The organism is Belliella aquatica, from assembly GCF_014637795.1.
In the GTDB taxonomy this organism is placed as follows: Bacteria; Bacteroidota; Bacteroidia; order Cytophagales; family Cyclobacteriaceae; genus Belliella; species Belliella aquatica.
In genome coordinates this window covers 19,044-39,913 of record NZ_BMFD01000023.1, presented here as the reverse complement: position 1 = coordinate 39,913, position 20,870 = coordinate 19,044, and the positions used below count along the sequence as shown (strand labels likewise).

The 20,870-nt window shown below is 37.1% G+C and carries 20 protein-coding genes, 1 other RNA gene and 2 pseudogenes; 10 read left to right on the top strand and 13 right to left on the bottom strand.

The features are described 5' to 3' along the window. The coding region (locus IEV57_RS19440) for a hypothetical protein (RefSeq protein ID WP_229744567.1) at positions 1–201 on the top strand (201 nt) is incomplete at its 5' end. Here IEV57_RS19440 and IEV57_RS18185 read toward each other — a convergent pair. The 3 genes from IEV57_RS18185 to IEV57_RS18175 all read right to left on the bottom strand — a co-directional run bounded on the left by IEV57_RS18185 (position 191) and on the right by IEV57_RS18175 (position 3,414). After that, positions 191–802, bottom strand: a complete 612-nt coding sequence (locus tag IEV57_RS18185) for a hypothetical protein (RefSeq protein WP_188444463.1) — start codon at positions 800–802, stop codon at positions 191–193. The genes IEV57_RS19440 and IEV57_RS18185 overlap by 11 nt on opposite strands. 78 nt (positions 803–880) lie before the next feature. Beyond that, positions 881–1,489: a hypothetical protein gene (locus IEV57_RS18180; protein ID WP_188444462.1), complete on the bottom strand. Its 609-nt coding sequence runs from the start codon at positions 1,487–1,489 to the stop codon at positions 881–883. A gap of 632 nt (positions 1,490–2,121) precedes the next feature. Beyond that, positions 2,122–3,414: an aminopeptidase P family protein gene (locus tag IEV57_RS18175; RefSeq protein ID WP_188444461.1), complete on the bottom strand. Its 1,293-nt coding sequence runs from the start codon at positions 3,412–3,414 to the stop codon at positions 2,122–2,124. A 133-nt stretch (positions 3,415–3,547) separates the two neighbouring features. On the opposite strand from IEV57_RS18175, the gene IEV57_RS18170 reads away from it, so the two are divergent. Genes IEV57_RS18170 through IEV57_RS18155 form a run of 4 tightly spaced genes read left to right on the top strand, consistent with a single transcriptional unit; the run spans position 3,548 to position 8,040 of the window. After that, positions 3,548–4,777, top strand: a complete 1,230-nt coding sequence (locus IEV57_RS18170; protein ID WP_188444460.1) for a M16 family metallopeptidase — start codon at positions 3,548–3,550, stop codon at positions 4,775–4,777. Position 4,778: 1 nt separating this feature from the next. Beyond that, positions 4,779–5,423 (top strand): O-methyltransferase, encoded by a 645-nt coding sequence (locus tag IEV57_RS18165; RefSeq protein WP_188444459.1) that lies wholly within the window; start codon positions 4,779–4,781, stop codon positions 5,421–5,423. Further along, on the top strand, positions 5,420–7,021 hold the full coding sequence (locus IEV57_RS18160; protein ID WP_188444458.1) for a lytic transglycosylase domain-containing protein: 1,602 nt from the start codon (positions 5,420–5,422) through the stop codon (positions 7,019–7,021). The genes IEV57_RS18165 and IEV57_RS18160 overlap by 4 nt, the downstream gene beginning before the upstream one ends. Before the next feature lie 29 nt (positions 7,022–7,050). Beyond that, positions 7,051–8,040: a DUF3078 domain-containing protein gene (locus IEV57_RS18155; RefSeq protein WP_188444457.1), complete on the top strand. Its 990-nt coding sequence runs from the start codon at positions 7,051–7,053 to the stop codon at positions 8,038–8,040. Here the strand turns inward: IEV57_RS18155 and IEV57_RS18150 are convergent. The 3 genes from IEV57_RS18150 to IEV57_RS18140 all read right to left on the bottom strand — a co-directional run bounded on the left by IEV57_RS18150 (position 8,037) and on the right by IEV57_RS18140 (position 10,702). Beyond that, positions 8,037–8,420 carry a DUF8439 domain-containing protein gene (locus tag IEV57_RS18150; protein WP_229744566.1) on the bottom strand — a complete coding sequence of 128 codons (384 nt, stop codon included), beginning with the start codon at positions 8,418–8,420 and terminating at the stop codon, positions 8,037–8,039. The genes IEV57_RS18155 and IEV57_RS18150 overlap by 4 nt on opposite strands. A gap of 188 nt (positions 8,421–8,608) precedes the next feature. Continuing rightward, positions 8,609–9,754, bottom strand: coding sequence for a DNA polymerase III subunit gamma/tau (locus IEV57_RS18145; protein ID WP_188444456.1), 1,146 nt, complete (start codon positions 9,752–9,754; stop codon positions 8,609–8,611). Positions 9,755–9,913: 159 nt separating this feature from the next. Continuing rightward, the gene (locus IEV57_RS18140; RefSeq protein ID WP_188444455.1) at positions 9,914–10,702 is read right to left on the bottom strand and encodes a DUF481 domain-containing protein; all 789 of its coding nucleotides are present in this window, start codon (positions 10,700–10,702) and stop codon (positions 9,914–9,916) included. Between the two features lie 374 nt (positions 10,703–11,076). On the opposite strand from IEV57_RS18140, the gene ssrA reads away from it, so the two are divergent. From ssrA to IEV57_RS18125, 3 genes are all read left to right on the top strand, one after another. Further along, positions 11,077–11,485: a transfer-messenger RNA gene (gene ssrA, locus IEV57_RS18135) on the top strand. A 169-nt stretch (positions 11,486–11,654) separates the two neighbouring features. Next, complete coding sequence (locus tag IEV57_RS18130; protein WP_188444454.1) at positions 11,655–11,852, top strand: hypothetical protein; 198 nt, start codon at positions 11,655–11,657, stop codon at positions 11,850–11,852. Beyond that, a complete protein-coding gene (locus IEV57_RS18125) occupies positions 11,852–12,142 on the top strand; it encodes a hypothetical protein (protein WP_188444453.1) in 291 nt (96 codons plus the stop codon). Before IEV57_RS18130 ends, IEV57_RS18125 begins: the two co-directional genes overlap by 1 nt. Here IEV57_RS18125 and IEV57_RS18120 read toward each other — a convergent pair. From IEV57_RS18120 to IEV57_RS18110, 3 genes are all read right to left on the bottom strand, one after another. Further along, on the bottom strand, positions 12,139–12,834 hold the full coding sequence (locus IEV57_RS18120) for an ABC transporter ATP-binding protein (RefSeq protein ID WP_188444452.1): 696 nt from the start codon (positions 12,832–12,834) through the stop codon (positions 12,139–12,141). The two genes, IEV57_RS18125 and IEV57_RS18120, sit on opposite strands and share 4 nt — an antisense overlap. Next, positions 12,831–14,318, bottom strand: coding sequence for a DUF5687 family protein (locus tag IEV57_RS18115; RefSeq protein ID WP_188444451.1), 1,488 nt, complete (start codon positions 14,316–14,318; stop codon positions 12,831–12,833). The genes IEV57_RS18120 and IEV57_RS18115 overlap by 4 nt, the downstream gene beginning before the upstream one ends. A gap of 79 nt (positions 14,319–14,397) precedes the next feature. Beyond that, entirely contained in the window at positions 14,398–15,660 is a 1,263-nt protein-coding gene (locus tag IEV57_RS18110) for a replication-associated recombination protein A (protein ID WP_188444450.1), read from the bottom strand. A gap of 157 nt (positions 15,661–15,817) precedes the next feature. Between IEV57_RS18110 and IEV57_RS18105 the strand changes: the two genes are divergently transcribed. Both IEV57_RS18105 and IEV57_RS18100 read left to right on the top strand, forming a co-directional pair. Beyond that, positions 15,818–16,069, top strand: coding sequence for a type II toxin-antitoxin system Phd/YefM family antitoxin (locus IEV57_RS18105; protein WP_188444449.1), 252 nt, complete (start codon positions 15,818–15,820; stop codon positions 16,067–16,069). Between the two features lie 74 nt (positions 16,070–16,143). Next, a complete protein-coding gene (locus IEV57_RS18100; RefSeq protein ID WP_444542119.1) occupies positions 16,144–16,329 on the top strand; it encodes a Txe/YoeB family addiction module toxin in 186 nt (61 codons plus the stop codon). A 230-nt stretch (positions 16,330–16,559) separates the two neighbouring features. Here IEV57_RS18100 and IEV57_RS18095 read toward each other — a convergent pair whose 3' ends face one another. The 4 genes and pseudogenes from IEV57_RS18095 to IEV57_RS18080 all read right to left on the bottom strand — a co-directional run bounded on the left by IEV57_RS18095 (position 16,560) and on the right by IEV57_RS18080 (position 20,781). After that, positions 16,560–17,576 carry a threonine aldolase family protein gene (locus tag IEV57_RS18095; protein WP_188444448.1) on the bottom strand — a complete coding sequence of 339 codons (1,017 nt, stop codon included), beginning with the start codon at positions 17,574–17,576 and terminating at the stop codon, positions 16,560–16,562. A 128-nt stretch (positions 17,577–17,704) separates the two neighbouring features. Further along, positions 17,705–18,451, bottom strand: a pseudogene (locus IEV57_RS18090) (glycerophosphodiester phosphodiesterase family protein); the annotation flags it as partial. A gap of 201 nt (positions 18,452–18,652) precedes the next feature. After that, positions 18,653–19,087: pseudogene (locus tag IEV57_RS18085) on the bottom strand (DUF2721 domain-containing protein); the annotation flags it as partial. A 569-nt stretch (positions 19,088–19,656) separates the two neighbouring features. Beyond that, positions 19,657–20,781, bottom strand: a complete 1,125-nt coding sequence (locus IEV57_RS18080; RefSeq protein ID WP_188444447.1) for a DUF4221 family protein — start codon at positions 20,779–20,781, stop codon at positions 19,657–19,659. Positions 20,782–20,870 lie beyond the last annotated feature (89 nt).

The window sequence follows — 20,870 nt, the reverse complement described above, 5'->3', positions numbered from 1 at the left end:
TTGCCACTTGCTTGGCTTCGGGACGTTACCCCCGCGCTTAAGGGACTTTCACCCGTTGGAACGGTCAACTTTTTGACCTATATTCACCATTCAAGGCACACACAGGTAGACCTGCCAGGTTTTGAAAACCTGACAGGTCTAACAAACTATACTCCCAAAACAATAGCATCAGACTCCATTTCAGACTTTATCATAACTTAAATCCAAGCCTATAATTTACCATCAAATAATATGGCCAATAGCCTTCAAAAGAAGACATGCTTATTCCCAATGTGTTTCTTCGATTTAGATTTTTACCCTGCCAATCGAAGGTCACTTGTGTCACATAGCCTAACCTAGCAAACCTTTCTACCAGCCAAACACTATCATATTCTCCGAATTCATTCAAAACCCAGCCACCATGTACTCCATCTCCTCCATGCTGAAATGATGGACCGAAACCAATGCCTAGTCTAAAATCCTTATTAGTCTTGATCACATCATACTGAAATCTAACATCAGTGAATAAGCTCGATACAAATGTTTCAGTATTTTCACCATTCATCCTAGGCTCCCAATAACCACCACCAAGGTCAAAGTCAGCTACAGATGCCAAATAAGTTAAAGATGGATTGATAGAAAATCTTGGAGTGGCATAATAACTCAATTCATTCATGAAATTAACAGCCCAAAAACCCCAACTTCCTTCAATCGCAGGCCCTGCCCCTATTCTGTAGATCAGTTCTTTATCTTTACTTTCTTGGGCTAAAGCACTGGAAACTGATACACATAAAAATGCAAAAACAATTAATACTCTTTTCATTTACTCAAATTTTAATGACACATTTAATTTAAAAAGCTCCCTAAAAATAAATCCAGAGAGCTTTCAGGTACTTTTTAATTAAAATTGATAGGTTAGTCCAAATGAAAATTGAAATAATTGGTAATCAAAATTCATACTTGGAACTCCATAAGAGGCGTCTCCTTTTAAATAAATTTGATTATGCAACTTAGTCATCAAATATGCTCCAGTATAAAAACTAGGAGTGGCACTTCGGCTAAAACCTATACTTTCTTGAAAATTAACTTTATTTCCTTGTTCATCTCGATCCCATGAAGTAAGTATTTCATCGACTCCATTACGATAATTTCGTAAGTATTCAGCATGAATACCCAAAACAAATCTTTTAGTTTGAATAACATCGTATCCAAGTTTAATTTGAAATTGGCGATAGTCTCTTTCTAAATCATTGAAATCGTCAAAACGCTCTAGAAGCTCGGAACCTCTGCCGTAGAATTCACCGAAACCATAAGCAACTCCCAAGTTGAGTCTGTTTAAAACATATCTTGTATATCCGATATTGATTCCTGTTGTCTTTACTGATTCTGGACCAATTGTATTTGACCCTCTATTTTGAAAGGTATTTATTTCAAAACGGTTTTTCTTTAAATCCTGAGCATTGACTTGAAAGCTAAAAAGAACCAACAAAAGAATTATTCCAATCTTCATTCGCATTAAAAATTTATGTGCTAATAGTGTAGAAATGATAGATAGATAGATAGATAGATAGATAGATAGATAGATAGATAGATAGATAGATAGATAGATGGATACTTTTTCATAAAAGTGTACTTCTTTATCAATTAATTTATTTGCTTCAAGCTTAATTAAAATTGATTTTAGTTCCAAATATTTTTTGAGATAATTAATATCGTAAAAATCCTACTTTAAAAATATTTATTGCCTATAATCAGACTTTATAGTCTAAAATCATTCTTTTATGTATAATTTTATTGAGGTTGTTTATCTAAAAAATTTTTAGACTAAAAATGAAATAAGCACATTAAACAAGCTTTACTTTTTCCTAAAAATAAAGAAGTTCAACCTCCCGATTTTCGGGACAGGCGCTTCGGGGTTGTTATCCTCATCATCAACTTCAATCCCCGGGTAGCAACCCGGGGCTTCAAAGTTAAACTACTTCGTAGTTGTTAGAATTTACTTCTAACATCTCGTCTCAAGCTTCTATTTTCTTATATCTTGGTTCTTGTATCTTTTGTCTTGCCTCTCGCTTCTTTGCATCAACCAGCTAAAAACAAAACTCAGCGCACCTTTGCTCCTCCACCTCCTTAGCGAGATACGCTTTATCCTTTATTCATCAATTCCTCAATTTCCTCTGCTTCTATCGGGATATTGCGCATCAGGTCGAAGTAACCGTTGTCTTGAATGACGATATTGTTTTCTAATCTAATCCCCAAACCTTCTTCCTGAATATAAATCCCTGGTTCTACAGTGAAAACCATCCCGGGAGTTATTGCCTCGTACATCGTTCCTACATCATGAACATCTAATCCTAAATGGTGAGAAGTGCCGTGCATAAAGTATTTTTTGTAGGCAGGCCATTTTGGATCTTGGTTTTTGATATCTGTCTGATCGATCAAGCCCAAACTAACCAACTCAGACTGCATAATCAAACCCACTTCTTTGTGGTAATCCTGAATATTCACACCAGGCCTTAAGATATCCATGGCTGCACTTTGTACACGCAAGACAGAATCATAAACAGCTCGCTGCCTTTTGGTGAATCTGCCATTGACAGGGATGGTCCTTGACATATCAGCATTGTAATTTCCATATTCCGCTCCTACATCAAAAAGGATCAAGTCTCCATCCTTGCAGATTTCTTTATTTTCAATGTAATGAAGTACACAGGCATTAGCACCAGAAGCAATGATAGGTTCGTAAGCAAAACCTTTACTTCTATTTCGGGTAAATTCATGGATAAATTCAGCCTCAATCTCGTATTCTGTCACACCCGGCTTCACAAAAGAGAGGATTCTTCTAAACCCATTTTCAGTAATGTCACAGGCAATTTGCATCTGATTGATTTCCTCTTGCTCTTTTACAGCCCTTAACTGATGCATCAAAGGTGCTACACGATGATAGGTATGCAGCGGAAATCTCTCTTTGCAGGTTTTGATAAACCTCGAATCTCTACTCTCTACCTGTACATCTGCTCGCAGGTGTTCGTTGGTATTGAGAAACACATTTTCGCTGAGCGACATCAAGGTATTGAATACCTGATCAAAATTGGCTAGCCATTGGATGTTTTGAATTCCTGAAGCTTCTAGTGCTTCGTCTTTGGTGTATTTGTGCCCTTCCCAGATGGCTATATGTTCGTTTGTCTCTCTTAAAAAAAGTACTTCCCGCATATCAGGATTGGGGAAATCAGGACAAAGAATCAAAATGGACTCTTCCTGATCAATTCCACTCAGGTAAAAAATATCATTATTCTGTCTGAACCGCATTGTCCCGTCCGCATTGGTTGGCATGATGTCATTCGAATGAAAAACAGCAAGAGATTTCGCTGGTAATTTCTCGGTCAACTTCTTGCGGTTTTTGATATACAGCTCTTTTGGAAGTGGGTTATATTTCATATTGTCTTTTGATTTTTACTTTCTATTTACAAATATAATTTTCTAAGGTTTAAAACTTGGAATTACACTAAAATTGAACCAAAAACCATTAAAACTATTATATTTTTGTACATTAATTGCGAAATCATTAGAAATGCAATACAACCTCAAAGAACTATCAAACGGAATCAGAATTATCCACATGGAAGTACCTCACACGAGGATGGTTCATTCGGGATTTATATTGAATATTGGAAGTAGGGACGAGTCAAAAGAACAAGAGGGACTTGTTCACTTTTGGGAGCACATGGCTTTCAAAGGCACTAAAAAGCGCAAAGCCTTTCATATTATCAACCGTTTGGAATCGCTAGGCGGTGAACTCAATGCCTACACCACGAAAGAGAAGGTTTGCTTTTATGCCAGCATTCTCAAAGAGCACTTCAATAAAGCTGCTGAGTTACTTTGCGACATTACTTTCAATAGTACATTTCCAGAAAAACAAATCGAGAAAGAAAGGCAAGTTATCTTAGAAGAAATGGCGATGTATCGGGATTCTCCAGAAGATGCCATTCAAGATGAATTTGATGAATTGGTTTTTGAAGGGCATGCGTTGGGGCGAAATATCCTTGGGACGGAGGAAACGGTAGGAAAATTCAGTCAGCAGGACTTCTTTGATTTTATTTCCAGCAGAATGGATACAACCAATATTGTTTTTTCTGTAGTCGGAAATATCAGTTTCAAGAAAGTACTGAACCAAGTTGAGGGTTTCCTTTCATCCATCCCTGAAAAAAGGAGTCTTTATATCAGAAGTGGCTATTCGCAGTATGTCCCAAAGACAAAAGTGATAGAAAAAGATATCAGTCAAGCCCACTGTGCTATCGGAAAACCTGCTTATTCCATCTATGACCCGAAGCGGTTTAAGCTGTATTTATTGAACAATATCCTGGGTGGGCCGAGCATGAACTCAAGGCTTAATCTTTCATTGAGAGAAAAACATGGTTACGTTTATGCTGTAGAATCAGCATATCAAACTTATTCAGATACGGGATTCTTAGGGATATTTTTCGGAACGGAAGAAAATACGGTGAAACGGGCGAGCAAGCTTGTCCTCAAAGAAATGGAAAAACTGCGCACTCAGAAGCTTGGAACTATGCAGCTTCACATGGCCAAAGAACAAGCTATAGGGCAAATGGCGATGGCAGAAGAAAATTATGCAGCTTTGATGCTAGTATTCGGTAAAAATCTTTTAGATAAAGGCAAAATTGATTCATTGGACAGTATCTTTGGGATGATTCGTGAGACTACGTCTGAGGAATTGCAAGAAATAGCAAACGAAGTATTTGCACCTGATCAATTGAGTTTTCTAACCTATTTACCCAAATAAAATGGAATTTATCGCTCCTGAGTTATTGGCCTATTGTGAAAATCACACTTCGGAAGAGGATGAATTGCTTCTGCACATTACTAGAGAAACCCATACCAAAGTCATGATGCCAAGAATGCTTTCTGGGCATTTGCAGGGAAAATTTCTGGAATTATTGGTCAAGATGCACAATCCCAAGGTGATTTTGGAAATAGGAACCTATACTGGTTATTCGGGGATTTGTATGGCTCGCGGTTTGGGTAAAAATGGAAAATTGATCACATTGGACATCAATGACGAGATTGCACCCATGGTCAAAGGCTTTTTCCAAAAATCAGGTTTGGCAGATCAGATCGATTATCGGTTAGGAAATGCATTGGACATCATCCCAACATTGGAGGGTAATTTCGATATGGCGTTTATCGATGCAGACAAAGCCAATTACATCAATTACTATAATTTGATTATCGACAGAATGAATCCTGGAGGAATTATCATGGCTGACAATGTATTGTGGTCAGGTAAAATTCTTGTAGAAGAAGGAAAAAAAATCGATAAAGACACCAAAGTCTTATTGGAATATAACAAAATGGTTCAAGAAGATCCAAGAGTAGAAAATGTATTGCTTCCCATCCGGGACGGCATCATGTTAGCAAGAAAATTATGAAATCACGTTTTTTAAAAATCATTTCAAAAAGTCTATTCGTTGTACTTTTTACCTTGATTTGTAGCCACTCTTTTGGGCAAATCCCGCAAGTACCGAGAGAGATATATTTCGCTGATTTGACACTCAAACTTAATGAACAAGCAAGGCGGGAAATCCAACTGGATGTAGATGCTTTGCACAGAAATCAAACGTATTTCAAGACAAAACTTGACAGGGTCAACCTCTACATGCCTATTATTGAGAGAGAGCTTCAAGCTATTGGAGTTCCACTTGATTTAAAATATTTGGTCATTCAAGAAAGCAGTCTTATTTCAGATGCTGTCTCTACTTCTAATGCAGTTGGCTTTTGGCAGTTTAAAAAAGGAACTGCTGAAGAGGTTTTTTTGAGAGTAGACAATCAGATTGACGAAAGGAAAAACATTGTTTCCTCCACCCAAGGAGCCGCAAGATATTTGAAGAAAAACAACAGTCAATTTGACAATTGGATGTGTGGTTTAGTGGCCTATCAGATGGGTTTGGGTGGTGCTAAATCTTATTTTGGCACCCAGTATAACGGTAAAAAGGTTGTTGAGCTTGATAGAAATACGCATTGGTATTTCAAGAAATTTCTCGCACATAAAATCGCTTTCGAAGGGCAAATAGGAAGATTGGTATCGAATACGGGTTATCTGGAAGAAATTTCAGTCCAAGGCCCGACTACACTGAAAGCAATTGCAGTCAGACTTGGTGTCCCTGAAGCAGAGTTAAAAGACTATAACAAATGGACAAGTAATGGTCAAATCCCCGGGGATAAAACCTATTCCGTTGTTTACGTAAAAAGAGGAACCCCCCAAGCTAAACCAGCAGTTGCAACGGTCAGTACTCCTACTAACAATTCGACTACTACTTATCAGACCACAAGATATAGCCAAGCACAAGCCAATTCATATCCAAAGGTCACAGGCAATACTGCTAAGTCCACACAGACAGATCAGATTTTGGTCAATGATATAGAAGCAGTTGAAGCTGCTACAAGCACTTCACAAGACAACTTCACTGATCAAATCGGCATGCGTTCGGGTAAATTCAGGAGAATAAATGATTTGGATAAAAAAGATCCTATTGAAGCAGGTCAATATTATTATACCGCGCCAAAAAAAGGCAGTGCAGATGCAGAAATCCACATTGTCCAACAAGGAGAAACACTTTGGTCAATTTCTCAAAAATACGGAATCAAACTTTCTTCATTGAAAGCTAAAAATAGAATCAGAAATGACAGAAGCCTGCAAGTAGGAATGGTTCTCAATCTACAAGAACATAGGAAAAGAGGGGAAGATATCAAAGTACTTCCTGTAAATCAGCAAAGGCAAACTGCTCCGATTCCGCTGGCACAGCCCGCTCCTACTCAAACGAGTCAGCCTATAACTAGGCCTGTTGAACAAACTACGCCAACTCAACAAGCAAGTCCCACAAGGATCAGCCACACTGTATCTCAAGGTGAAAACCTTTTCAGAATAAGTCAACGATATGGTGTCCGAGTAGAAGAAATTAAAAAATGGAATAACCTTCCTAATGACAATATACAACTTGGCCAAAAATTGATCATTTTCAAACCCTAAAAATCAAAAGCTCCCCTTATATTTGAATTATGATCAAGAGGCTTTTCCTCCTACTATTTGTTTTGGTGGCATCCTTCCACCACAGCCATGCACAAGACCAAACCCAACTTGCTGATACTTTGATCATCAATGGGGAGACGATCATTATGCTGGGAGATTCGGTCATCATTCTAAGACCTGAACAGCCTGTTTATTGGAAAAAAGGTGGAAACTTTAACTTGAGCATTCAGCAAGTTAGTTTGACAAACTGGTCCGCAGGTGGAGCAAGCAGCATGGCACTCAATACTGGTTTAAATCTTTTTGCGAATTTCAAAAAAGATAAGAAAATCTGGGACAGTAAATTGACTATCAACTTTGGATTCAACAGGCAAAGTGATAGGCGCTTTGCGACAAGGAAGACCAATGACAACTTTATTTTCTTAAGCAAATATGGGCGCGAATTGTCTGAAAGATGGTATCTATCAACTCAAATAGATGCTCGAACACAACTGCTGGCTGGATATCGTTACTTCCGACCGGGAGGGGCAGAACGTGACTCTCGAAATAGAATCTCTGACCTTTTGGCTCCAGCATATATTCAGTCTTCCACTGGTTTGAATTACAAAAGAGAGTTCAAAAATGACGATAAAGTATCCATTATAGGATCACCATTTACTGGGCGATTTACAGTTGTCATGGACGATTCTCTGAGTCGAGCTGGCGCATTTGGTGTTATCCCGGGTGAAGTCATTCGTGCAGAAGCGGGGATGTCTCTTACTTCATCTACGGATATTCAACTTTTAGAAAATATCAGATGGAAAGCGGATTTGAACCTATTCTCCAATTATGAAAATTTGGGCAATATGGTTGTCAACTTCAACTCCGTCATTAGCATGAAAGTCAATAAATTTATCACTACACGAATCGAGACTATTCTAATTTACGATGAAAGTGTATTGATCAACCGATCAGATAAACCGCCTGGCCCAGCAATTCAATTACAGAACTTGATCAATTTCGGAATAGGATTAGAATTCTAAAAGTCTGTTTCGAGACCGAATTTTTTCTGTAACTCTCTCAAAGCCCCATGCTTTTCTAGAAGATAATTGAGCTTATCCGTAGAAGTATACAGCTTCTGCCCGTCAGGAACAGCGTCTTCTTGAATTTGTGCTGCTATGCTAATGTTATAATTATTCAATTTTCGTCGAAGTGTGTTTAACACTTCAGGCCTATTCTTATTAAAAATATCTTGTTGGATTTCCCCATTCAGTAGAAAAGTAATCCTCTCGCCTTCTAGCTTGTAGGGCTGTTTGAGTACCGTCACTTCCAGATTTTTGTGACTAGACTTATATTCTTCAACCATATCAAAAAGTACATTTTTTAGCTTCCCTTCATCAAAAAGTTCCGCCAATTGATTCACTTCTTCTTTGACTTCTACCTCTTGCTTTTTCTCAGTTTGAGCAATCGGCTTTGCCTCTAAATTATTTTTAGCCTGTTGAATCGAAGAAGGAATAGAAATGGTTTTCTGAACGGGAGACTTTTTAGCTCCGAAAGGATTTGCGTCTTTGAAGAGTGATGGTGCTACGCTTGCGGAATCAGACTGGGTTGTCAGGCTTTTTTTTTTGAATCTTCCAGTGCCAACGCGGCCAAGGAGATTGCCTGATTCAGTTTCGCCATTTTCATCAATGCCAACTCAACATGGAGTCGCTGATTTTTGGAAGCTTTATAGTGAATGTCACACTGATTGCAGAGGTTCATCGCTGACAAAAGAAAGGACAAAGAAGCACTATTTGACTGCTTCAAATATCTTTCTTTTGCATTGTCAGACACTTCAAGTAAGCTAACTGTAGCTTCATCCTTGCACACTAATAAATCTCTCAGGTGCTCGTTTAATCCAACGATAAAATTATTGCCATCAAAACCTTTTTTGAGGATTTCATCAAAAATCAAGAGTGCTTGACCGATGCTTTCTTCCAAAAGTGCATCCACCACTTTGAAATAATAGTCATAATCAAGGATATGTAAATTAGAAATCGTCTCCTGATAAGTGAGTTTATTCCCCGCCGAATACGTGACAATCAAATCAAAAATCGACAAAGCATCTCTCAAGGCTCCATCGGCTTTGGTTGCAATCAGTCTCAGTGCTTCCTCTTCATACTCGATTTTTTCCTCAGAGGCGATGTATGTCAAATGCTCAGCAATATCTTTTATTTGAATTCTATTGAAATCAAATATCTGACAGCGAGACAATATGGTAGGAATGATTTTATGTTTTTCGGTAGTCGCTAATATAAAAATCGCATACTTCGGTGGCTCTTCCAATGTCTTCAAAAAAGCATTGAAGGCTTGATTAGAAAGCATGTGAACTTCATCTATGATATAGACTTTATATTGCCCTTGCTGTGGCGCGTAACGCACCTGCTCAACAAGGTTACGGATATCTTCAACGGAGTTATTAGAAGCCGCATCAAGCTCGTGAACATTGAACGAGGCGTTATTTACAAAAGCTTTACAAGAGCTACACTCGTTGCAAGCTTCGAAGTCTGCTGTAAGGTTTTCACAATTGATAGTCTTGGCAAGAATCCTTGCACAGGTTGTCTTTCCTACCCCTCTAGGACCACAAAATAGAAATGCTTGCGCCAAATGATTATTTTTGATCGCATTTTTCAAAGTCGTCGTGATATGGCTTTGGCCCACGACACTTTTGAAATTGGAAGGTCTATACTTTCTAGCTGAAACAACGAAATTTTCCATCCCTGCAAGATATAAAATTATTAGAAACTAGCCCTTGGTGATGGTAAAAATCAAGAATTAATTTTTGCCAAATCTCTGATTCTGTGATGAAATGATTTTTGATCAAAACTCGTAAGAAAGGTCTCAAACCACATTCAAATGAAATTCGCCTTATTCTTGTTAGAAATTGATGGACAAACCAGTTTTAAAAGCATAAATCACCTTAGTGATTGGAACAATAGGCTTGTCTTCATAAGAAATTTCAAAAGTATTGGTAATCGAAAATTTCTCTGTCAGTTTTGTATTCAAAATCGTAGAATTACTAATTCGATTTCTAAAAGCTGAAATACTTCTATCATAGCCTACTTGATAATAATTGACCATGTTAAAATCCACATATTTGTTGATAGAAGCTCTTAATGTGATATAATTTGAGCTTTTGAAAAGATTCGTCTCAACAAACTCCTCGGAGTTTGGCACTTGCCACTTTTCAAACTCGTACATCCCTCCAATGCCATAGAGAAATGTGAATTTATCAGTTTTCACAATACTGTGTCTTACTGAGCCACCAAAAATCCATCTTGGGTCCAAACCACGAAAATTATCAAAAGAATATTGGGTGAAAGTTTCGAAATTGACTCTTTTGTCACGAAGAAAATTCACCCTTCCGTGGATCATCCCGAAATTTATAAAATCAGAATCATTGATTCGTAGATAGTCAAACTTGGAGATAAACATAAAACCATGTTTACCCGGGTAGTAAAGCGCATTGACATCTAAATTATAACCAAATAAATTGACTGGATCATCAGCTGCGGCACTTCTGTTGTAGGTATTTAATCCAGCTACGGCTTTGAACATGAACACCTTCGTGGTGTCTTTCACTAATCTAGCCCTTTCAATATTTAAGATCTGTGCATCAGTCAGCAAAGGCAAAAGCACTAATACTAAAAATATAAATTTCTTCAAAACTTCATTATTTTATGAAAGACAAAGTTTTTAATTTTTGCTTGGGAAAGCAAGTTTTGCAAGGAATATTGTGTAGTAAGGATGAAATTGGAGGGGTGAAAGCCTGCCCCCTAGGATTACGGGGAATGACAAAAAAGATTTAAGACCCAAGATATAAGAATCAAGACTCGGAAAAAGGCAACATCAGCAGATCAAGTCTGAACCAAGAAATCATAGATACTCAAGTATTTTACAATTTTGGAATCTTTCAATTTTATCATCTTTAATTTAAAACAGCTACTATCCCAAACCTTAAAACTTTTCAACATTCCCAACCTTGAAACCACAGAAGGAACTTTATTTCTCTTATATTTGTCGTCCTAATTGAAAACAATGGGGCTGACCGGTTTTGACAGTAGGTGTAAGGATCGGGCTCGCATGTCAGGTGGAGTATGTACGTCTGTGAATAATTCATACAAACCATAATTGGCGAATCTAATTACGCCATGGCTGCATAATCTATCCCTCACGGGAAACAGATAACGCTTAAAGGGTTGAGCCTCGATAGAGATTCCCCGGCCACATCTCGCAACCCTACGTCCTTTCGGGGTTGATTCTGAGGTGTCGAAATGTTAGGACTAGTGTCTGTGATGCTACTAAGCAGATGCGAAAATCTAGTAGATAAGTGATATGTAGGTGTGTCATCCAGCAGCATATCATCGAAAACCCAACAGGTGACTAAACATGTAGACGGTACGGTGTTTCCCTATCTGGACGCGAGTTCGAGTCTCGCCAGCTCCACTTAGAACTCCCTGAATCTCCCGAAACTCTTTGAGTTTTTGAAGGATTCAGGGAGTTTTTTTTATGACATTTTCTAATTAAAACTATATGCTTTTTCCGATAAATACTTGATTTAAAAACAATTCGTAACTCAGTATGTTAGATCAACATAAATAACCATAAAAATTTTATCATGTCAGAATCAAAAGGAAATATTCAATCATGGCCAGATTTGGCTATCGGTCTTTACGAAAAGTTAACAGGCAAAGGTGCAGTGATCTCTTACGAGTTTGAAGATTTTGTGATTGGTGTACCAAAAGAAGTAGGATCCAATGACGTAACAAATTGGAGGATTAGTGGGAAATTGAAAATTTCAACAACTGAGAAGTAATGAGACAGGTACAACTGATTTCTGATTTGCATATTGAAGGTGACGATTTGAAAATTGACGTAACAAGCAATAAGGAAATTATTTCAGTGACTATAGAAGGACCATCTATCCCTAAGATACATTTTCCTTTGAAAAAATCACTTTCCTTAATGAAAAGTATTCCATTCAATACTGCACAAGAAATATCAGTAGTGTACAATAAAAAAGAGATCTACCAATCAGGTAAATCTCTTTTTTATAAATATGACTTTTTATTTTTCTTAAAAACATTCTTAAAGAACTTGTTTTAAGTTCCGAAATATTCATTCAATTCGGCAATCATCGAAGACTTTTCATTCAGATCTTTGACAATCATACCTTTTTCTAATAATACAATTCTATCACAGATTTCCGTTACATGATTCAAATCATGACTAGAGATTAGGAACGTGATTTGTGAATGCTCTTTTTCCTGCAGGATCAATTTCTTCAACCTGTTCTGAGAACTTGGATCCAAATTCTCAAATGGCTCATCAAGCATCACCACCTGAGGATTGCCCATCATGGCAGCTGCAACACCAACCTTCTTGATATTTCCTTTTGACAAATCTCTCAAATACTTCTTTTTGCCTCTGATTTCGTCATTGAACAACTCGTCAAACTTGGCAAGATGAAGTGCCAAATCTTCATCAGATAGTCCGTATATCTTTCTTAACGTTTCAAAATACTCGTCTGCAGTCAAATAGGATAAAAGCATGTGTTCATCTAGATAAGCACCAACTTTGGATTTCCAATCTTCAGATTTACTCACATCCTCTCCATCAATAATAACATTGCCAGAAGTAGCACGAACCAAGTCAAGAATTATTCGAAATAAAGTTGTTTTTCCTGCCCCATTATTGCCTACTAATCCAAAGCATTCTGCTTTTGGAATTTCTAATGATGCCACATCGAGTACGACAGCATCTTTATATTGTTTTCTAAGGTTTTGTATTTGAATCATATCTCTTGTCTAAAAGCGGATGAAATTTCATATCTATTTTTCAAAATCTTCTTCACAGGAAGTGAAGACAAGTAAGGTGAGGCCACTATACCAATCAATCCAGCGATCGCCAAAGCTGCCAATCCTGCATATTGGTTAATCAGCAATGCAAATGGAAAATAAACCGCATAAGGGCCAAGGAAAATCGGAAGCATCATCAAGAACTGCGCAATGCCCACTCCTTCGTAATTGAACATCGCACCTTTGTTGAGATCCATCGGTTTAGGTTTCCAAAGGGAAAAATAAATAACCAAATGAATCACAACGCCCATGTTGAAGAGGAAAGTGCAAATGTGAATCAGCAAAATATCCCAGCCAAAATAAACATAAGGTACAGATGCTATAAAGGAAATCGCTGAAGTCAGTACAAAAAGCAAGTATTTCCCTTTGACCAAGGCCTCCACTCCTCCACGTGTTTTTAAGAAAAAGTCAAAATTAGCTGAATTCCAACTCAGAAACATTTGTCCATACTGTAACATGAAAATGCTTGTGATGAATGTCCCCACAAAAATGAATAGGTGACTAAATCCTTCCTCAGATTGATAAAGAGGATTTGTATAAAATATCAATCCATATAGTAAGAAAAAGCCTGCTAGCATCAAATACGTTCTACTTTTCTTATGTCTGATAATCAGCTTCCACTCAAGATTTGCCAATTCTCCAGAAAGTCCAAATCGATTCAATATCCCAAAACTAGAGTTGGCAAATCGAACATTTTCTTCTTTTGACAAATCTTCCAAATAGGCATTGTTCCTATAATAAGTATATGCCAATCTATACAGAAGTGCAAAAACGACAACCATCACTGCAACAGGAATTACAGATGTCAGTGACCAATCAAAAATTGGCTTGACCAACTCACCGATATTGAACCAACCGTAGTAATTGGAACCAACACCTAGTAAGAGCACGACAAAAATCACTGCCAAGCCAGTAAAGCTGTCCTCAAACTTCTGCTTGAACCACAACATCAACCAATGCAATGACCAACTGGTCAGCAAGATGCACATCAACCAAGACCAAGCTGCCGCATCTCCAAATCGTGGCATGATTTCCTTGAACGCAAATGGTGTGAATATCAAAACAGCAATCAGCGTCAAAGGCGAAATAAATGATCTGAGAAGTAGAAAGTTGATAATTCTGCTCTTCTTGATTGGCAGATGGAGAAATCTCTCCAATTCAATCACTGGTAGTTGCTGTGTAAAATACCTATACATAAACTCTATTAGGAAAAAGTAAACTAGGTTTGCACTTAAAAACTCATAGGCATCGGTCTGATTTAAACCCTTTACTATTATTTCTTTCAGAAATATCCCTAAAATCAGCAAATAAGATAGCAAGATGATTGCCAGAAAACCTAAAAAAATTGCCACCAATACCGATTTGGCAAAGGAAGTAGATCGCATGGTTTTTGTCAATTCTAATTTGATTAGTTGTAGCATCATAGGCCGATTGTTCAATTTTGAGACATGATTATAATTTAACAGTTTGAAGATAAAATAGAATTTTTATTTTCCAATTGTTTTAATACCCATACTTTCCTTTCCACTTAGAATTGAGGTATTTCCGAAGTTCATTTTCACGTGCATTATTGCCAGGATCATAAAGCTTGAGATTTTTGATTTCATCTGGCAAAAACTCCTGAGCTACAAAATTGCCCTCATAGTCATGTGAATATTTGTATTCTTTGCCATAATTCAGATCCTTCATCAACTTGGTAGGCGCATTGCGAAGATGAAGCGGGACAGAAAGGTCTCCTTTTTCCCTTACCAATGCCTGGGCTTTGTTGATTGCCATATAGGAAGCATTGCTTTTTGCCGAGCTTGCCAAATACGTCACGCACTGGGACAAGATTATCCTAGCCTCTGGATAACCTATGATCTTCACGGCATCAAAACAATTAGTCGCCAATAGCAATGCATTGGGATTGGCATTCCCTATATCTTCAGAAGCTAGTATCACCAATCGTCTCGCAATAAATTTGACATCCTCTCCACCCTCTATCATTCTGGCCAACCAATAAACCGCAGCATTAGGATCTGACCCTCGGATAGATTTGATAAAAGCGGAAATGATATCATAATGTTGCTCCCCTGACTTGTCATAAAGTGCAACTTTTTGTTGTGCAATGGTGGTGACCTTCTCGTTGGTGATCACGCATGGATCTTCATTGATTCCTTCTATGACAATTTCAAAAAGATTCAATAACTTCCTCCCATCTCCTCCAGACAACCTCAACAAAGCTTCAGTTTCTTTTAATTCAACCGTTTTCTTTTTTAGCAAAATATCCTTTTCCATAGCCTGAACCAACATGCCTTCCAATTCGGATTTCCCCAATGGATTTAGAGTAAAAACCTGACATCTGGAAAGTAGTGCGGCATTGACTTCAAAAGAGGGATTCTCAGTAGTGGCTCCGATCAGTCTAATTACACCTTTTTCGACTGCTCCCAATAAGGCATCTTGTTGAGATTTATTGAAACGGTGAATTTCATCAATAAAAAGTACTACGCCCATTTGAAATCTCGCCTTCTCTATCACTTCCCGGATATCCTTCACTCCCGAACTGATTGCACTCAAGGTATAAAAAGGAGCTTTGATTTCGTTGGCGATGATATTAGCAATAGTCGTCTTCCCTACCCCCGGAGGTCCCCAAAGAATCAATGAAGGCACATTGCCTGATTTGATGGCTTTGTACAAAAAGGATGTTGGTGCTGAAAGATGTTCCTGCCCAATAAGTTCATCTAAACTTGTCGGACGCATTCTTTCTGCTAGTGGGGTGTTGTTCATTATCGACTTCGATTTATAGAAATGCAAATTAACAATATGTCATGACTCTAGAAGATTAATGATCAAATAAAGGCGTACAAAAAATAACTAAAAAAATATAGTACAATAAGTTGTACTATAGTCAATCTATTTCTTACTTGATATAAAATTTAAATCAATGGAGATTACTAGCTATTCCAATTTCAGGCAAAACTTAAAATCATTTTTGGATAAAGTTTTCATAAATAAGGAACCTTTATTTATAACAAGAGCTAATGGTGAAGATGTTGTGGTACTTTCAAAATCGGATTATGAAAGTATGCAAGAAACTTTTTATCTTCTTAAAAGCCCGAAGAATGCAGAAAGATTGATGAAGGGCCTTGAAGAATATGAAAATAACAAAGGACAAGAGAGGTCACTAATTGAATAACTTTTATGAAAATTATATTTTTAGATTCTGCTTGGGAGGACTACTTGTATTGGCAACAACATGATTAATAAACTTTGAAAAAAATTAATTTATTAATTAAAGATGCTCAAAGAACACCTTTTGAAGGCTTGGGAAAACCCGAGCCTTTAAAACATCATCTTTCTGGATGGTGGTCGAGAAGGATTGACCTTGAGCATCGATTAATTTACAAGCTTGAGTCTAATTCGATAATCATAATGCAATGCAGATACCATTATTGACTTATTTTTCAAAATCTATAATAGCTTTCTCCAATTCTGCCTGAAGCAGATCCCAATAAGCTGAATAAGGAACCAAAGAAGAGTCTATAAATTTGGAAACCAATTTCCCGTCTTTAACAATGAAGTGGCTTGGAGAAATTATAACACAAAATTTTTCTTTAGCTTCTCTTCTTATATTTACTTTTACAGCGTAATATATATTTCTACTCTATTTCGCTGGAGGCTTATTTCTACCTTATTTCCATTATTTTCTCCCCAAATCTCTTCAGCATCTCATCATCAAAATCCAAATGCGTAACAAACCTAACTTGATCCTTGCCAAATTTGACGGCTTTAATTCCTTCGGATTCTAATTTTGATAGCATTTCCGCAGGCGTAATTCCAGCTAATTTGGCAATCACGATATTCGTCATAACTGGAAATACCTCAGAAACCAAAGGATGTTGTCCCAACATTTCTCCCAATTTCCTCGCTCTAGCATGATCTTCTTTTAATCGATCAATATGATGATCCAATGCATAGATTGCAGCTGCAGCTAAGAATCCTGCTTGACGCATGCCGCCACCGAAGGCTTTTCTTACCTTTCTTGCCCGTTTGATATCAGCTTTGGTTCCCAAGAGCACTGAACCTACTGGGCAACCCAAACCTTTACTCAAACAAATAGAAATTGTATCAAACATAATTCCCCAGTCTTTAGGGCTTTCCCCTGATTCAACCAGAGCATTGAAAAGTCTGGCACCATCCAAATGCAACTTTAAGCCATACTGCTCACAGATCGCTTTGATAGGCTTGATTTCGTCCAGTGTGTAGATGCTTCCTCCACCTTTGTTCATCGTATTCTCCAGAGAAACCAATGTGGTCTCCGGTGCATGCACATCATCAGGATTGATGGAATCTAAGATATCCTGAGGACTGATTTTACCATAAGCGCCATCTAGCAACTTAACAGACGCATGGGAATTGGACATAATGCCTCCACCTTCGTAAAGATAGATATGTGAATATTTATGGCAAATCACCTCAGTCTGTAAACCTGTATGCAAGCGGATGGCAATCTGATTGGTCATCGTACCAGATGGGCAAAACAAACCCGCTTCCATGCCAAACATATCTGCCAACTTTTGCTCCAAAGCATTTACAGTTGGATCCTCTCCAAATACATCATCCCCAACAGGTGCTGACCACATGGCTTCAAGCATTCCTTGGGTTGGTTTTGTTAGGGTATCTGAACGTAAGTCTATAATCATAATTATTTTTTAATAGAATCAAGAATTAAGAACCAAGAATCAAGAGTGTAGGAATCTAAGCTCTCGTTTCTCGCTTCTGTCTTTATTCTCTCCTCTGTCTATATTCTTTTCTCTTGTTTCTTGTCTCTTTAACGAAAATATTTCTTCTTCGAACTATTCTCCGGAACCAAACCTTCAATCGCCTTTGCAGCTTCAATCGGTCTGTCGGTAGCTAGAATATCAGCTCCTTTTTGGACGAATTCTGCATAAATCTGATCACCTCGGGTGATAGCGCTGCGGTCTAAGTTTCCCAATACTCCAAGAATCGTGAAAACACCTTTTTCATGGAGTAATTGATTGAAATCATCCGGTCTTTCAGAAGTGCCTGTGAATGCAATCCATTGATCAATCGGGATTCCGGAATCTTCAAATCTCTGCAATTCTTCTTCATTCCTTATAGTTACCGAAAGCATCAATTCTGGGTCTAGAGCATGTACTTTTTTAGCTGCTTCGACGCTGTAAGTAATAACCGCAGCATAAGGTTCTGCTTGCGTTTTTTTGATAGCATCTATGACCATTTCAAAAGGAACTTCTCTTTTGATATCCACCGTGTAGAGTACTTTCCCTTTTCCCCAATCTAAGACCTCTTCTAAAGTAGGTACAATAAAATCAGTAAGATTTCCATCCTTATCCTTCAAGCGAAGCGATCTGATTTCTTCGAAAGTCATATCAATAACTTTCCCAGAGCCATTGGTTGTTCGGTCGAGTGTATTATCGTGCATCAGCACCAAAACCGAATCTTTGGTTAGTGCTACATCAAACTCAATTATCGCAGGAGTATAGTTTAGCACATTTTCAAAAGCTTCAATAGAATTTTCTGGAAAGCCAGGATAAGGACCACCTCTATGGGCAGAAACCATCGGGATTCTATCTGCAGTCCAAGTGTAGAATTCTTTAGCTTCTTCAATACTTTCTATTTGAATAAAATTAGAGGCAGAAGCTACTTCTGTAGTATTTTCGGTATTGTTGGAATTACACGACCAAAGTGCTAGAAATAGGAATAATACTGAAATTTTAATACTGAGTTTATTCATCGTTTTTATCTTTTTAAACCAAAAGCTGCTTGATCGCTCTTGAAATTGATTTTCCATATCCTTCAGTTCAAGGTTGAGTGCTTGGGTGGAAATCAGGATTTCTACAAGTGAAATCCCCAAAGAAATCAAAAGTGCCAACATACTACCAATAAACACATAATTGGCTGCGAACTGTGCACCAATAAAGATCAGATACATACAAATAACGCAAAGCAAGAAACTTAATACCCCGGAAAGTTGCATGTATTTAATCATGCTTAAGCGCTTTTTGAGATTGTGAATTTGCTCAATGATGATGTTTTCTTTAGGGTTTTCGAGGTATTTTTTATGAAGTCCCCGGATCAAATTGGCAACGGCCAAAAATCGATTTGTAAAAGCCAGCATCATCAGCGTGATGGCCGAAAAAAGCAAGGCAGGAGTAGAAAGTTGGAGTTCCATAGGTCAGAGAAATTTGAAACACCAAGTTGGGGAATTTGAGGTAAAAAAGAAACCTTTGATATTAGCCTTTTAACAAAAAAAGTCATTAAGGAAAAGAGTTTTAAGTTTCTATTATAAATTAAAAATCACAATCCCATAACAAATTTCAACGAGTCTAAACTACCAGATTGATATGGTGAAACTTCTTTGAATGAAAAATCCTCATCTTCCAAGTAAATGATTAAGGGGTAAATAGTCATATCATAATCTACTCTAAATGAATTGATAGAATCAAAATAAACATAAGGTTTATCTAAAATATCACTCCCCAACCTATTTTTTATATTTTTTGGTGAAATTTTACCTGTGAAAATCAATTTAAAAAGATTAAAGTTTTCTTTATTCTCTTTAATAAATAATTCAGCAGAATCGATGCAAGACAAACATCCTGCATCAGGCAAGACTAAAACATATTTAAACCCTTCAGTCCTCAAATCATTTAATAATTCAATAGTGGGATTCTGTACTTTTGAATTACAACATTGAAAAAGGACAATACTAATCAGGAAAAAAAGACTTAAAAATTCTTCTCATTTTATTTTCACTCTTTTTAGGATTAAGACATCTTCGTTATTTGGGTCTGTAAAACTATCCTGAATAAAAATCCCATCTTTAGTGCTAAAGGCATCATTACCGATTGCAGGTCTATGAATTTCTCCTACCTTTCCTTTTTCAGGATCAATGACAACTAGTACAAAATAAATATCGTCCCCATTTTGTGAAGGGAATATTTCACCAGAAAATGGATTCGCATTGTCTGGGACGCTTGAACCAATACTACCTTCTCTAATCAAAAATCCTGAGGACTTATCGTAGAGAAGATTCATATATTTTGAATTTGTCATTTGATATCTAGCACTTTCTTCTGGAGTACCTGCATTACCTCGTCTACTGCGATGGGGGTGCATCAATTTTGATCCTGCATATATTTTATTAATTAATTCACCACTTGAGCTTATTACTTGAAGTTCGTCCGAAAAACTCATTGACAAGAACAGGTCATCATCAACTTCTAAGAAACTAGGGCCTGCAAATGACATTTGATTGTCTTTAGCGTATGATTCAGGCCAAGCTCCATAAAACCTTTTTTCTTTTGTACTTCCAGAAAATGAAATCACAGGACTTGCATTTGTTTTCTTTACCGACTCACCTCTTATTGTAACTCCAAAGAAAAAATCGCCTGAATTGCTTCGATAAAAATAACACCATGGCATAATCCCATAATCTGCTTTTTCATTTTCATTCAAAACACTTCCAAAATCAAGTAATTCCTTCCCTTCATATGTGTATAACATTAGACTATTTGTCATGTCATCATAAACAAAAATGCTATCTGGTGATACCACATGAACCATCGTTCTGTTAAACACTTTTTTAGAATCTATTTCACCAAACTCAACTGTCTGTACAAGAGTTTGATCACTAAAATCATAAAAGTCAATTTTTTTAGGATTTTCATTGTGTACATACAGCAAGTTTAATTTTTCAAGGTACCCCATTCTAAGTTTATTCCTGAAAGTAATTGAGTCTATTGGAAAATATAACCTTTCTTGCAACTCAAGTTCCATTAAGTTTACATTAACTTCACTCTTGTTTGAACTACAAGACCAAAAAAATATAGATAAGAGTAGATAAATAGAAAGTATACTTTTCATTTGATTTAGATTTTAACTGGAAGGAAATAATATCTTTTAAACATCCTCAATAACAGACAATATTAACCATAAAAATAAGGTATTATTAA